The organism is Streptomyces sp. A2-16, from assembly GCF_018128905.1.
In the GTDB taxonomy this organism is placed as follows: Bacteria; Actinomycetota; Actinomycetes; order Streptomycetales; family Streptomycetaceae; genus Streptomyces.
Map to the genome: position 1 here is coordinate 9,320,992 of NZ_CP063808.1, position 13,816 is coordinate 9,334,807.

The 13,816-nt window shown below is 71.0% G+C and carries 14 protein-coding genes and 1 tRNA gene; 7 read left to right on the plus strand and 8 right to left on the minus strand.

Annotated features, from left to right (window positions below):
• Positions 1-4 precede the first annotated feature (4 nt).
• Positions 5-658, minus strand: coding sequence for a rhomboid-like protein (locus IOD14_RS41800; protein ID WP_123990100.1), 654 nt, complete (start codon positions 656-658; stop codon positions 5-7).
• A 34-nt stretch (positions 659-692) separates the two neighbouring features.
• On the opposite strand from IOD14_RS41800, the gene IOD14_RS41805 reads away from it, so the two are divergent.
• The gene (locus tag IOD14_RS41805) at positions 693-1,592 is read left to right on the plus strand and encodes an aminoglycoside phosphotransferase family protein (protein WP_249126202.1); all 900 of its coding nucleotides are present in this window, start codon (positions 693-695) and stop codon (positions 1,590-1,592) included.
• On the plus strand, positions 1,589-2,065 hold the full coding sequence (locus IOD14_RS41810; RefSeq protein WP_212672987.1) for a GNAT family N-acetyltransferase: 477 nt from the start codon (positions 1,589-1,591) through the stop codon (positions 2,063-2,065). Before IOD14_RS41805 ends, IOD14_RS41810 begins: the two co-directional genes overlap by 4 nt.
• 37 nt (positions 2,066-2,102) lie before the next feature.
• On the opposite strand, the gene IOD14_RS41815 is transcribed toward IOD14_RS41810, so the two are convergent.
• Positions 2,103-3,089, minus strand: a complete 987-nt coding sequence (locus IOD14_RS41815) for an endonuclease/exonuclease/phosphatase family protein (protein WP_249126340.1) — start codon at positions 3,087-3,089, stop codon at positions 2,103-2,105.
• A 270-nt stretch (positions 3,090-3,359) separates the two neighbouring features.
• On the opposite strand from IOD14_RS41815, the gene IOD14_RS41820 reads away from it, so the two are divergent.
• Complete coding sequence (locus IOD14_RS41820; protein ID WP_123990104.1) at positions 3,360-4,055, plus strand: response regulator transcription factor; 696 nt, start codon at positions 3,360-3,362, stop codon at positions 4,053-4,055.
• Positions 4,048-5,160 carry a HAMP domain-containing sensor histidine kinase gene (locus IOD14_RS41825; protein ID WP_212672989.1) on the plus strand — a complete coding sequence of 371 codons (1,113 nt, stop codon included), beginning with the start codon at positions 4,048-4,050 and terminating at the stop codon, positions 5,158-5,160. The genes IOD14_RS41820 and IOD14_RS41825 overlap by 8 nt, the downstream gene beginning before the upstream one ends.
• 20 nt (positions 5,161-5,180) lie before the next feature.
• Here the strand turns inward: IOD14_RS41825 and IOD14_RS41830 are convergent.
• Positions 5,181-5,254 (minus strand) — tRNA-Thr (locus tag IOD14_RS41830).
• Positions 5,255-5,470: 216 nt separating this feature from the next.
• Between IOD14_RS41830 and ugpC the strand changes: the two genes are divergently transcribed.
• From ugpC to IOD14_RS41845, 3 genes are all read left to right on the plus strand, one after another.
• On the plus strand, positions 5,471-6,607 hold the full coding sequence (gene ugpC / locus IOD14_RS41835; protein WP_007382936.1) for a sn-glycerol-3-phosphate ABC transporter ATP-binding protein UgpC: 1,137 nt from the start codon (positions 5,471-5,473) through the stop codon (positions 6,605-6,607).
• A 226-nt stretch (positions 6,608-6,833) separates the two neighbouring features.
• Positions 6,834-7,292 (plus strand): hypothetical protein, encoded by a 459-nt coding sequence (locus IOD14_RS41840; RefSeq protein ID WP_123990106.1) that lies wholly within the window; start codon positions 6,834-6,836, stop codon positions 7,290-7,292.
• Between the two features lie 60 nt (positions 7,293-7,352).
• Positions 7,353-8,084, plus strand: coding sequence for a nucleotidyltransferase family protein (locus IOD14_RS41845; RefSeq protein WP_123990107.1), 732 nt, complete (start codon positions 7,353-7,355; stop codon positions 8,082-8,084).
• 183 nt (positions 8,085-8,267) lie between these two features.
• Here IOD14_RS41845 and IOD14_RS41850 read toward each other — a convergent pair whose 3' ends face one another.
• The 5 genes from IOD14_RS41850 to ispD all read right to left on the minus strand — a co-directional run bounded on the left by IOD14_RS41850 (position 8,268) and on the right by ispD (position 13,770).
• Complete coding sequence (locus tag IOD14_RS41850; RefSeq protein WP_174269164.1) at positions 8,268-9,881, minus strand: DoxX family protein; 1,614 nt, start codon at positions 9,879-9,881, stop codon at positions 8,268-8,270.
• 118 nt (positions 9,882-9,999) lie between these two features.
• Positions 10,000-10,941 carry a 23S rRNA (guanosine(2251)-2'-O)-methyltransferase RlmB gene (rlmB, locus tag IOD14_RS41855; protein ID WP_212672990.1) on the minus strand — a complete coding sequence of 314 codons (942 nt, stop codon included), beginning with the start codon at positions 10,939-10,941 and terminating at the stop codon, positions 10,000-10,002.
• A 110-nt stretch (positions 10,942-11,051) separates the two neighbouring features.
• Complete coding sequence (gene cysS / locus IOD14_RS41860; protein WP_123990109.1) at positions 11,052-12,446, minus strand: cysteine--tRNA ligase; 1,395 nt, start codon at positions 12,444-12,446, stop codon at positions 11,052-11,054.
• A 72-nt stretch (positions 12,447-12,518) separates the two neighbouring features.
• Positions 12,519-13,016, minus strand: a complete 498-nt coding sequence (gene ispF / locus IOD14_RS41865; protein WP_123990110.1) for a 2-C-methyl-D-erythritol 2,4-cyclodiphosphate synthase — start codon at positions 13,014-13,016, stop codon at positions 12,519-12,521.
• Positions 13,006-13,770, minus strand: a complete 765-nt coding sequence (gene ispD, locus IOD14_RS41870) for a 2-C-methyl-D-erythritol 4-phosphate cytidylyltransferase (protein ID WP_123990111.1) — start codon at positions 13,768-13,770, stop codon at positions 13,006-13,008. Before ispD ends, ispF begins: the two co-directional genes overlap by 11 nt.
• Between the last annotated feature and the right edge of the window lie 46 nt (positions 13,771-13,816).

A 13,816-nucleotide genomic window follows, 5' to 3' on the forward strand; every position in this document is an offset into this window, starting at 1 on the left:
GACGTTAACCCGCCGGCACACCTGCTGTCTCCTTCGGATTCCGTGCTTTTTCCCGCCCGCGGACCAGCGGAAGACACCCGAATCCGATCAGTACGGAGGTGAAGTGCCCCAGGTCCGTAAAGGTCCGCCCGGTCACCAGGGGCACCGCGTACACGACGAGAACCGCGAACCCGTAGACGTACCGCCACGGCTCCGGGACCCGGTACACCAGCACCCCGACCACCCCGGCCAGCGCGTAACTCACCCCGATGTCCAGCGTGTTCACCGCCGACGCCGGCGCCATCCCGTGCCGGATCCCCCACAGCAGCGCCCCCTCGCTGATCAGCGTGGCCAGCACATGAGCCGCCGCGCACACCGCCAGCCAGCGCGCCGTGCCCAGCCACCGCTCGGTCTGCGCGTGGAACACCGAGTAGAGGACGACGTACGGCAGCCAGTGCCCGCCGTCGATCCACATGGCACTGGAGACCAGGACCCGCACCGGATTGCTCGACAGCTCATGGATGTTGGTCGAGCGCTGCCGCAGGAACTCCTCCTCGAACTCCGGCGACATGTGGTGCAGCGCCACCGTCGTCACGAAGAGAACGGCCAGCCACACATAGGTGCCGGGGGCGCTGCGGACGTACGCCCACACCCTGTGGACACCCCGGTTAATTCGCATGAGGCGATTCACCCACGCCGGTAGGGTCCGGCACGTGATCGACATCCCGGAGGAACTGGCAGCGACACAGGAGCTTTACAACGGCGACAGGGGACGGGAGTTCATCGCCGCACTGCCCGCCCTGGTCGAGGAGTTCCTGGAGCGCTGGCAGCTCAGACCGGACGGCACGCCCATGCACGGCGTCACCGCGCTGGTCCTGCCGGTCGTCCGCGCCGACCCGTACGCCCCGGCCGTGCTGAAGTTCCAGCTCCTCGACGAGGAGAGCGCCGGCGAGCCCGTCGCCCTGCGCCTGTGGGACGGCGACGGGGCCGTCCGCCTCCTCGACCACGACCCGGTCACCCACACCATGCTCCTGGAGCGCCTCGACTCCACCCGCATGCTCTCCACCCTGCCCGGCACCCGGGACGCTGTCGTCGTCATCGCCGAACTGCTGGCCCGTCTGACCGCGACACCCGCCCCCGCCGGGTTGCGCCGGCTCGGCGACATCGCGCAGACCATGCTGGACGAGACCCCCGAGGCCCTCGAACACATCCCCGACCCGCGGATGCGCCGTACCGTCGCCGACTGCGCGGCCGCCGTACGCGAGGTCGTCGACGAGCCCGGCGACCGGCTTCTGCACTGGGACCTGCACGACGAGAACGTCCTCGCCTGCGACCGCGCGCCCTGGCTCGCCATCGACCCCAAACCCCTCGCCGGCGATCCCGGGTTCGAGCTCTGGCCCGCCCTCGACAACCGCTTCGACGCCGACGAGATCATCTGGCGCTTCGACGCCATGACCGACATCCTCGGCCTGGACCGCGCACGCGCGCGTGCCTGGACGATGGGACGGCTCCTCCAGAACGCCCTCTGGGACATCGAGGACGGCCGCCCCCTGGAACCCCGCCAGTTCGAGATCGCCCACCGCCTGCGCACCCACCGGAGCCGACAGCCGTGATCCGCCCCGCCACCCCCGCCGACATCCCCGCGATCCACACCCTGATCCGCGAACTCGCCGACTACGAAAAGGCCCTGGAGGAGGCGAGGGCGACCCAGGAACAACTCCACGAGGCCCTCTTCGGCCACCGTCCCGCCGCCTACGCCCACGTGGCGACCGACCCCGCCGGTGCGGTGGTCGGCTACGCGGTCTGGTTCCTCAACTTCTCCACCTGGCGCGGTGTCCACGGCATCTACCTGGAGGACCTCTACGTCCGTCCCACGGCCCGCGGCGGCGGCCACGGCAAGGCCCTGCTCACCGAACTCGCCCGCATCTGCGTCGAGCGCGGCTACCAGCGCCTGGAGTGGTCCGTCCTGAACTGGAACACCCCCGCGATCGACTTCTACGAGGCCCTCGGCGCCCGCCCCCAGGACGAGTGGACGGTGTACCGCCTGACCGACGAGGCCCTGGTGAAGGCCGCGGGCGCGCGCTGAGGAGACCGGCGGAAAGCCCCGCACGTGGCCGTCGTGCTCACCAGTTGACGGTGGCCGCCACCGGCCGGTGGTCGCTGCCGGTGGCCGGCAGCACCCGGGAACCGACCGGTTCCACCCCGCGCACCAGGATCTGGTCGATCCGCGCCACCGGGAACCTCGCCGGCCAGGTGAAGCCGAAGCCGTCCCCGGCCGCGTCCTGGACCGAGCGCAGCCGCGAGGTGAGACCGGCCAGGGCGCGGTCGTCCGTGGTGCCGTTCAGGTCGCCGAGCAGCACCACCCGCCCGTTCGGCTCGGCGGCGACGGCCTTGGCGAGCGCGTTCGCGTTGCGGTCCCGGCTGTCCGTCCAGAAACCGGTCCTGGGCAGCACGCGCACGGACCCCAGATGGGCCACGTACACCGCGAGCGGCCCCCGCTCGGTGGCCACGGTGGCCCGCAGCGCCCGGTTCCCGGGCAACTTCTCGGCGGCCGACTTGGTGGCCCCCAGCGGCCCGTAGTCCATCGCGGTGTCCACCGCCCGCATGTCCGACAGCGGCAGCCTGCTCCACAGCCCGACCGTGCCCAGCACCGTGTGATAGGGGTACGCCTTCGCCAGCGCCCTCTCGTACACCGGCCTCGCCTGCGGGGTGATCTCCTCCAGACCCAGCACGTCCGCGCCGGAGGCGACCAGGGCACGGGCGGTGCCGACGGGGTCGGGGTTGTCCGCGCCGACGTTGTGGCCGACCACGAGCAGGTCGCCGCCCGCACGGGACCTGTCGCCCAGCTGCCCCCCGAACAGGCCCAGCCACACCGTCACCGGCAGCAGCAGTGCGAGCACCGCGGCGGCGGAGCGGCGCCACAACGCCCCGGCCAGCAGCACCGGCACACCCAGTCCGAACCACGGCAGGAACGTCTCCACCAGGCTGCCGAGACCGCCGTGGTCCGTGATCCGCGCGTGCAGCAGCAGGAGCAGGCCCAGCAGCAGCGCCAGGACCACGAGTACCGGGCCGCGCTTCCAGGGGCCGGGGCGGGAGCAGAGGTGGATCATGCGGCGGACGCCCGTGCGCCGCACGCCGGAGAGGGTGGCCCGGGTGGCCCGGGTGGCCTCGATCGTCGGGTCCGCTGTGCTTGGCGAGGTCGGGGTCGAGGGCGCGGGCGCGGGCGCGGGCGAGGGTGCGGGCGCGGGCGCGGGCGAGGGTGCGGGCGCGGGCGCGGGCGAGGTGTGCGTCATACGGCCAGTCAAGGCGGCACGGTGTTGCCGGCCCGTATGCGGTTTTCGATACGCCCGCGATACGCGACCGCTCGTAGCATCGATGACATGCGTGTGCTGATCGTCGAGGACGAGCCCTACCTAGCGGAAGCCATCCGCGACGGTCTGCGCCTGGAAGCGATCGCGGCCGACATCGCGGGCGACGGCGACACCGCTCTGGAACTGCTGAGCATCAACACCTACGACATCGCCGTCCTGGACCGGGACGTGCCGGGTCCCTCCGGCGACGAGATCGCCAAACGCATCGTCGCCTCCGGCAGCGGCATGCCGATCCTCATGCTCACCGCGGCCGACCGCCTCGACGACAAGGCCTCCGGCTTCGGACTGGGCGCCGACGACTATCTCACCAAGCCCTTCGAGCTCCAGGAACTCGCTCTCCGGCTCAGGGCACTGGACCGCAGACGGGCGCACAGCAGGCCCCCCGTGCGGGAGATCGCGGGTCTGCGACTGGACCCCTTCCGCAGGGAGGTCTACCGGGACGGCCGCTACATCGCGCTGACCCGGAAGCAGTTCGCCGTCCTCGAAGTGCTCGTCGGCGCCGAGGGCGGTGTCGTCAGCGCCGAGGAACTGCTCGAACGCGCGTGGGACGAGAACGCCGACCCGTTCACCAACGCCGTGCGCATCACCGTCTCGGCCCTGCGCAAGCGCCTGGGCGAACCCTGGATCATCGCCACCGTGCCGGGCGTCGGCTACCGCATCGACACCGAGCCGGGGCCCCGGGACCAGGGAGCGGACCATGGATAGGGCGCCCGGTCTGAGCGTCCGCCTCAAACTGGCCCTCAGCTACGCCGGGTTCCTCATGCTCGCGAGCGTCCTGGCCATCGCCGCCGTGGGCGTGTACCTCCTGCGGAACGGACAGCTCGGATACAACGAATCCGGGGCGGTGCAGGCGACCCCGGGCACCTTCTTCCTGAAGGGCTTCGCCCCGACGGCGGCCGCGGTCATGGCGTTCCTGCTGGTGTTCGGCCTCCTGGGCGGCTGGATCCTCGCCGGCCGCATGCTCGCCCCCCTCAACCGCATCACGGACGCCACCCGCACCGCCACGACCGGCTCCCTCTCCCACCGGATCCGGCTGCCGGGCCGCAAGGACGAGTTCCGCGAGCTCGCCGACGCCTTCGACGCGATGCTCACCCGCCTCGAGGCCCACGTCACCGAACAGCGCAGATTCGCGGCCAACGCCTCTCACGAACTGCGCACCCCGCTCGCGATCTCCAAGGCCCTCATCGACGTGGCCCGCACCGACCCCGACCAGGACACCGGCGAGGTCCTCGACCGCCTCCACACCGTCAACACCCGGGCGATCGACCTCACCGAGGCCCTGCTCCTGGTCAGCCGCACCGAACAGCGGTCCTTCACCCGAGAGCCCGTCGACCTGTCCCTCACGGCGGAGGAGGCCACCGAAACCCTCCTCCCCCTCGCGGAGAAGCACGGCGTCACCCTCGAGACCCACGGCGACATCGCCCCGACGACCGGCTCCCAGGCGCTCCTGCTCCAGCTCACCACGAACCTCGTGCACAACGCGATCGTCCACAACCTGCCCGACCGGGGCACGGTGTGGATCACCACCCACGTCCGCCCCGGCACGGTGGCGCTCACCGTCGAGAACACCGGCGAGCGGCTCGCCCCGGAACTGATCCCGACCCTCACGGAAGCCTTCCAGCGCGGCACCGAGCGCATCCACACCGACCACGCGGGCGTCGGCCTGGGCCTCGCCATCGTCAAGACCATCACCCACGCCCACGACGGCACCCTGACCCTCACCCCCCGCCCCACGGGCGGCCTGCACATCAGCGTGGAACTACCGAGGGCAACCCCACCCACGCACAACAAAAGCCCAGGTCAGAAGTGATCCGACCTGGGCTTCGCCAGAGCCCCCTGTCGGATTCGAACCGACGACCTACGCATTACAAGTGCGTTGCTCTGGCCATCTGAGCTAAGGAGGCGTGCGCGGTTACCGGAACCGGGCGCCCGAGCAGTGTACCCAGGTCGCCGTGGGGCCCTGTCGAAAATTTCCGCGAAGTTCACAGTCGCTCAGGTACTGACATACCGATGAACGCCGGGTACCGTCCTGACCCAGTCCACCTGTGTGGACTGGACCACCACCTTCCTACAACGGATCGTCCGGCACGTTCCTGCCGGTAGAAGGGGGCCTCAGAGCCATGGCCACTGTTTCGTTCGACAAGGCGACTCGGATCTACCCGGGGTCGACCAAGCCCGCCGTCGACGGTCTCGACATCCACATCGAGGACGGCGAGTTCCTCGTCCTGGTCGGTCCGTCCGGCTGTGGCAAGTCCACCTCGCTCCGCATGCTGGCGGGGCTCGAGGACGTCAACGGCGGCGCCATCCGCATCGGTGACCGCGACGTCACGCACCTGCCGCCGAAGGACCGGGACATCGCCATGGTGTTCCAGAACTACGCGCTGTACCCGCACATGACGGTAGCCGACAACATGGGCTTCGCGCTCAAGATCGCCGGCATCAACAAGGCGGAGATCCGGCAGAAGGTCGAGGAGGCCGCGAAGATCCTCGACCTCACCGAGTACCTGGACCGCAAGCCGAAGGCCCTCTCCGGCGGTCAGCGCCAGCGTGTCGCCATGGGTCGCGCCATCGTGCGTGAGCCCCAGGTCTTCCTCATGGACGAGCCGCTGTCCAACCTGGACGCCAAGCTCCGCGTCTCCACCCGTACGCAGATCGCCTCGCTGCAGCGCCGCCTCGGCATCACCACCGTCTACGTCACCCACGACCAGGTCGAGGCCATGACGATGGGCGACCGCGTGGCCGTGCTCAAGGACGGTCTGCTTCAGCAGGTCGACTCCCCGCGCAACATGTACGACCGCCCGGCGAACCTCTTCGTGGCCGGCTTCATCGGCTCCCCGGCGATGAACCTCGTCGAGGTTCCGATCACCGACGGCGGCGTGAAGTTCGGCAACAGCGTGGTGCCCGTCAACCGCGAGGCCCTCAAGGCAGCCTCCGACAAGGGTGACACCACGGTCACCGTCGGTGTCCGCCCCGAGCACTTCGACATCGTCGAGCACAACGGCGCCGCCGCCTCGGCCCTCTCCAAGGACACCGAGGACGCCCCGGCCGGTCTCGCGGTCTCCGTGAACGTCGTCGAGGAGCTCGGCGCCGACGGCTACGTCTACGGCTCCGCCAAGGTCGACGGCGAGCTGAAGGACCTGGTCGTCCGCGTCAGCGGCCGCGCGGTCCCGGAGAAGGGCGCCACGCTGCACGTCGTGCCGCGTCCGGGCGAGACCCACGTGTTCTCGACCTCCACGGGCGAGCGCCTCTCCGACTGAGGACGAACGGCGACAATTCACCCAGGTTGACGAGAAGGGCCCCGCGGAGCATCCGCGGGGCCCTTCTCGCGCCCGGAGCCCGCCGGAGGTTGTCGACAAATACCCCGGCACACCGGTCATTTCGAGCAGTGTGCGTCAACGCCCTACCCAAAGAACGGCACCATCTCATCCCCCGAACCGGTGACTAAATGTCGCCAAATCATTACCGCACGCTACCCTCACACGCGTGAAGCACTCCACTTACCAACAGACGCGACGCGGCCGGGGCCCCGCCCGCCGTATCGGCCGCTCCCTCGCCCTTGTCCTGCCGGTCGTCCTGGTGCTCTCCGGGACCCTCGCGGTCACCCGAGTCAACTGGTCGGGGGATCCCTCGAGCTCCTCGGTGCTCACCGCGTCGGACGCGACCGTCTCGGACAGCAAGCCGCGCGGCGCACGCCTCGCCCCGCAGGACGTCCTGCGGGAGCAGCTCCTGACCGAGCTCCAGGAGAAGAACCCGGGCACCGCCCTCACGCACCTCCAGGAGGCCGTGAACGAGCGACCGTCGCTCGCCAGGCACTGCGTGTCCATCGCGAGGGCCCTGGGCCGCGCCGCGGTCCGTGTGTACGGCCCCACGCGCGCGCAGTCCTACGCCCGCCCCGTCTGCGACACGTCCTTCGCGACGGGTGTGGCGGCGGCGCACAGCTGACCTCCGCGAGAGAGGACGCCGACCGAGGTCGGGAAAGGGGCGCGCCGTACAGTTCCGGTCATGACCGATCCGAACGCCGCGTCCCGTCCGACCCAGGCCGTGATCCTGGCCGGCGGCCAGGGCTCCCGGCTGCGTCCCTACACCGACGACCGGCCCAAGCCGATGGTCGAGATCCCCGGTACGGGAACTCCGATCATCGGCCATCAGCTCGTCTGGCTCGCCGAGGAAGGCGTGACCGACGTGGTGGTCAGCTGCGGGCATCTCGCCGAGGTGCTCCAGGACTGGCTGCGGACGGCCGACCTCCCGGTGCGCGTCAAGACCGTCATCGAGGCGGAGCCGCTCGGCAGGGGCGGCGGACTGAAGTACGCGGCGGCCCATCTGCCGCACCCCGACCGCGCCTGGTACGCGACGAACGGTGACATCTGGACCCGGTTCTCGCTGCGCGACATGGCGGACTTCCACACCGAGCGCGACGCGGTCGCGACGCTCGCGCTGGCGCGGCCGCGGATTCCGTGGGGGGCCGTGCAGACCGACGGCTTCGGGCACATCACGGACTTCATCGAGGCGCCGCCGTCGACGTTCGAGATCAACGCCGGTGTGTACGTCTTCTCGCCCGCGTTCGCCGGGTTGCTGCCGGAGCGCGGGGACCATGAGCGCACCACGTTCCCGACGCTCGCGCGTGAGCTGCGCCTTGCCGGGTTCCCCATCCCCCAGGGGGCGTACTGGCGCGCCATCGACACCGCGAAGGATCTGACCGAGGCGGCGAGGGAACTGGCAGCGCTCGGTCGGTAGCCCCGCGCCCCTGACAGCGCCGCGGCTCCCCTGCATCAAGAAGTCCCGCACGATCCTCCGTGCGGGACTTCTCGTCGTACGGGACTTCTCGTCGTGCGGGACTTCTTGTCGTGCGGGACTTCTTGTCGTGCGGGCGTCTCTCTCAGCCGGTGGGGTTGCCCAGTACGTCGCCCACCGGCCCGCCTACCCCAACAGGCCGCCCACCAGGCCCGGTTCACCGGAGGAGGAGCCTCCTGTGCCGGAGCCGCCTGTCGAACCGCCGGAGCTGCTGGTGCCGCCGGTGGGGCCGGACGTGGTGCTGGGGGCCTGCTGGACCGGCGAGGACTGCTGGGGTGAGGTCCGGCCCGTGGTGCCCTGGGTCTGGCTGGGCGAGCCGCCGGTGCCGGTGCCGGTGTCGCGGGTGGCGCCGGGGGCGGCCGAGGTGCCGGCGGACGGGCCGCTGGTGGCGCCCTGGCTGGGCCGGGTGGACGCCGAGGGGCTCTTCTTGCGGGCCTTGGCGGAGTCCTGCGGGAGCGGGGAGCCGGGCAGTTCGTTGCGGGGGGCCTCGCCGGGGCCGGGGACGATGACCCGGTCGGCGTCCCGGACGGCACCGCCGAGGACGGAGCCGATCAGGAGGGTGAGGCCGGTGACGATGGCCGTGATGAGGGCGCCGCGGCGCAGGACGTAGCGGCGCAGCTCCCAGATGTCGGAGCGGGGCCCGAGACGGCGCCAGGCGGCGCCCGCGAGGCGGCCGTCGATGGAGTAGACGGGGGCGCCGGCGATGATCAGCGGGGACCAGGCGGCGAGGTAGATGATGTCGGGGGTGTCGTAGGCGGGAACGCTCTTCCAGCTGACGGTGACGAGGAGCGCGGCGGAGAGGCCGGCGCCGACGACCGCGGCGACCCGCTGCCAGCAGCCCAGGATCGTGAGGACGCCCACGATGACCTGGAGGAAGGCGATGACGAGGCCGGAGCCGACGGGGTGCTGGAGGGCGAACTGGCGCAGCGGCTCGGCGACTTCCCACGGGTGCAGGGTGTTGAGCCACTTGACCATGGAGCCGCGTTTGCCGCCGTCGAAGTAGACGGGGTCGCAGAGCTTGCCCATGCCGGCGTAGATGGAGATGAAGCCGAGGAAGATCCGGAGCGGGAGGAGGACGACACCGAGGTTCATCCGGCGGCCCGGGTAGTACGCGTGCCGCGCGGCCTCGTCGCCCTGTCGCCTGGTGGCGCGGTCGGCGCGGGCCTCGTCGAAGCCGTCGTCGAACTCCTCGCCCGCGTAAGCGGGTTCGTCGTACGCGCTGCCGACCGGGCGCATGTCGGGCAGGAGTCGGGTGCCGTCGCCGTCGGGCGTGCGCTGGGCGCCGACGACCGGGGTCTCCATGGTCTGCGCCAACTCGCCGTCGTAGTCGGCCTGGTAACCGTGCTCGACGTCGATACGGGGGATGACCTGGGTGGCTCCGGCGTCGGCGGCGGGCGGCTCGGCATGGCCGACGCTGCCGCCCCGCACGGCCTGCAGCAGGCGGTGGGCGCCGGTGTCGTCGGGGGCGGACCTGCCGCTCCACACGACGGGCCGGCGGCGCCCCGCGGCTCCGACGGCCGGCATCCGGGCGGTGTCCTCGGCGGCGATCAAGTGCCGTGCGATCCGCGGGGATTGGGCGCGTCTCGTCGACGCGCCCAACTGCACGCGGAAGCTCGCATGATTGACGATGATCTGCGCCGGATCGCTCGGCACCTTCACCATGCTCAGCGCGGGAGCGTCGTCGAAGCCCGACGGGCCGTCCCCCGTGGGTGTGCGGGGTGTTCTGGTGTCCACACTCATCTAACCGAGTGACGTGTGTTTAGGACACTGCTTTGACTCGCCGGATCTGTCCGGACCCCGTCAAGCTTGCCCCGTACGCCAGGAATACCCCATGTGAGTGACGAGGTCGAACGGCCGTTCAGTCCCGCCGGTGAGCCGCCTCGTACAGCACGATGCCCGCCGCCACACCGGCGTTCAGCGACTCGGCGCCACCCGGCATCGGGATCCGCACCCGGTAGTCGCAGGTCTCGCCGACCAGGCGGGACAGGCCCTTGCCCTCACTGCCCACGACGATGACGACCGGGCCGCCGAGGGCCTCCAGGTCACCGATCTCGTGCTCACCGTCGGCGGCGAGGCCGACGACCACGATGCCCTGCTTCTTGTAGGCCTCCAGGGCGCGCGTCAGGTTCGTGGCACGGGCGACCGGGGTGCGGGCCGCCGTACCCGCGGACGTCTTCCACGCACCGGCGGTCATGCCGGCCGCGCGCCGCTCCGGTACGACGACGCCGTGGCCGCCGAAGGCGGAGACCGAGCGGACGACCGCGCCGAGGTTGCGCGGGTCGGTCACGCCGTCGAGCGCGACGATCAGCGGGTCCTCGCCGTCGTCGTAGGCGGCCGCGGCGAGGTCCTCGGGGTGCGCGTACTCGTACGGCGGGACCTGGAGGACCAGACCCTGGTGGTTGAGCCCGTTGGTCATCCGGTCGAGCTCGGGACGGGGGGCCTCCATGAGGTGGACGCCGCCCCGGTCGGCGACGAGCTGGAGAGCCTCGCGCACCCGCTCGTCGTTGTCGATGAACTGCTGGACGTAGAGCGTCACCGCGGGCACGCCCTCGCGCAGCGCCTCGACGACGGGGTTGCGCCCGACGACCATCTCCGAGGTGCCCTTGCCGCCCCGGCCGCGCGGCGCAGGACGGCGCACCGACTGCTTGGCCTTGGCGTTGGCGATTCGGTTCTTCTTGTGGCCCTTGCGCATCTCGGCGGGCGGGGTCGGCCCCCTGCCCTCCAGGCCCTTGCGCCGCTGGCCGCCACTGCCGACCTGCGCGCCCTTCTTGCCGGACATGCGGCGGTTGTTGGCTGCCATGACCTACCTGTTCTGCGTGGGTGTCTACGTCGGTGAAACGTTCGTACGTCTATGCAGTGTGCCGCCCGGAGGCCCGGGCGGCACAATCGATCAAGAAAAGAGGGGCCGGACTAGCGCGGACCCAGCGTCCAGCGTGGCCCCTGCGGACCGTCCTCGATGGTCAGCCCCGACTGGCCGAGCTGGTCGCGGATGGCGTCCGCGGTGGCCCAGTCCTTGCGGGTGCGGGCCGCCTCCCGCTGGTCGAGGACGAGGCGTACGAGGCTGTCGACCACTCCGGCGAGGTCCTCACCCCGGTCGGACTCACCGGACCAGTGGGCGTCGAGCGGGTCGAGGCCGAGGACGCCGAGCATGGCGCGCACCTCGGCGAGGCGGGCGACGGCTGCTTCCTTGTCGTCGGCCGCGAGCGCGCTGTTGCCCTGACGGACCGTGGTGTGCACGACGGCGAGCGCCTGCGGGGCCCCGAAGTCGTCGTCCATGGCCTCGGCGAAGGCGGGCGGCACCTCGGCGGACGGCTCGACGGGGCCGGCCTTCTCGACCACCCGCTGCACGAAGCCCTCGATCCGCGCGAACGCCGACTCGGCCTCGCGCAGGGCGTCCTCGCTGTACTCGATCATCGAGCGGTAGTGCGGGGTACCCAGGTAGTAGCGCAGCACGATGGGGCGCCACTGCTTGACCATCTCGGAGACCAGGACGCTGTTGCCGAGCGACTTGGACATCTTCTCGCCGCTCATGGTGACCCAGGCGTTGTGCACCCAGTACCGGGCGAAGTCGTCGCCGAAGGCCTTGGCCTGGGCGATCTCGTTCTCGTGGTGCGGGAAGATCAGGTCCAGGCCGCCGCCGTGGATGTCGAAGGCGGAGCCCAGGTACTTGTGGGCCATCGCCGAGCACTCCAGGTGCCAGCCGGGGCGGCCGCGGCCCCACGGGGTCTCCCAGTCGGGCTCGCCGGGCTTGGTGGCCTTCCACATGGCGAAGTCACGGGGGTCGCGCTTGCCGGAGACGCCCTCGTCGGGCTGGCGCAGGTCGTCGATGTCCTGGTTGGACAGCGACAGATAACCGGGGTAGGAGCGCACGTCGAAGTAGACGCTGCCGTCGGCCTCGTACGCGTGGCCGCGCTCGATGAGGCCGCGCATCATCTCGACCATCTCGGTGACATGGCCGGTGGCCCGCGGTTCGTACGTCGGCGGGAGGCAGCCGAGGGCGGTGTAGCCGTCGTTGAACGCGCGCTCGTTCTCGTACCCGATCGACCACCAGGGGCGGTTCTGCTCGGCCGCCTTGGCGATGATCTTGTCGTCGATGTCGGTGACGTTGCGGATGAACGTGACGTCGTAGCCGCGGTACTCGAACCAGCGGCGCATGATGTCGAAGTTCAGGCCGGAGCGGATGTGCCCGATGTGCGGGGCCGCCTGCACGGTGGCGCCACACAGGTAGATCGAGACACAACCCGGCGTGAGCGGGGCGAAGTCACGGATCTGCCGGGCGCTGGTGTCGTACAGGCGAATAGTCACGGGACCTAGGGTAGTGGGCCGAAGGGGGTGCGTGGAGCAGTCCTTTTGTCACCCTTCTCTTACGGCCGGTTGTCACCCTTCTCTTACGACCAGGGCCGTCGCCACGGCCATCAGGCCCTCGTCGCGGCCCGGGAAGCCGAGGCCGTCCGTGGTCGCCCCCGACACCGAGACCGGGGCGCCCGCCGCCTCCGACAGGATTTTCTGGGCCTCGTCCCGGCGCTTGCCGATCTTCGGCCGCGGACCCACCACCTGTACGGCGATGTTGCCGATCCGGAAGCCCGCCTCGCGCACGATCCGGGCGGCCTCCGTCAACAGCGTGACTCCGGATGCACCCGACCACTCGGGGCGTCCGGTGCCGAAGTGCCGGCCGAGGTCACCGAGCCCGGCTGCGGAGAAGAGGGCGTTGCAGGCGGCGTGGGCGACGACGTCCGCGTCGGAGTGGCCGGCCAGGCCAGTGCCCTCGCCCTCCCACTTCAGGCCCGCGCACCACAGCTCGCGGCCCTCCTCGAAGGCGTGGATGTCGGTGCCGATGCCGACCTGGGGCAGGATCACGGGCTGGTCAGAAGCCATCGTTGAGCCTCCTGCGGGCCAGGACCGCCTCCGCGAGGACCAGGTCCAGCGGGCGGGTCACCTTGAATGCCTCCTCGTGACCGGGCACGACCACGACGGTGAGCCCGAGCTGTTCGACCATGCTCGCGTCGTCGGTGACGTCCTCGGTGACCGTCTCGTGGGCGCGGATCAGGGTCGCCCGGTCGAAGCCCTGCGGTGTCTGCACGGCCCGCAGGCGGGCCCGGACCGGGGTGGCCACCACCGGCTCCGGCTCACCCGCGGTGGTGGCCGGCTCGACCTCCTTCACGGTGTCCGCGAGGGGCAGCGCCGGGACGACGGCGGGCGCGCCGTCCCGTACGGCCTCGATGACCGCGTCGACGGTGTCGACCGGGACGAGCGGGCGGGCCGCGTCGTGGACCAGGACGATGTCGAAGTCGGAGGGCAGGGCGTCCAGGCCGAGCCTGACCGATTCCTGGCGGGAGTCGCCGCCGGGGACGACGAGGAAGTCCGTCCGCTCGGGCAGCGCGTGCGCGTCGAGGAGCGACTTGACCTCGCCGGCGCCGTCGGGCGGGGCCACGACGACGACCAGGGAGACGGCACGGGAGGCGGCCATCGCGCGGACCGCGTGGATCAGCATGGGGGTGCCGTTCAGCGCGCGAAGCGCTTTGGGGGCGCCCGGACCAAGGCGTACGCCCCTTCCGGCGGCCGGAATCACCACCGCGGTGCGGGCCTCCACACGTGCTTCGGCGGGCGAAGGGCGCGAAACGTCAGACATCGGTTCCTGTCAGGTTTGTGTGCTCGGCCAACGTGGGTACGGAGAC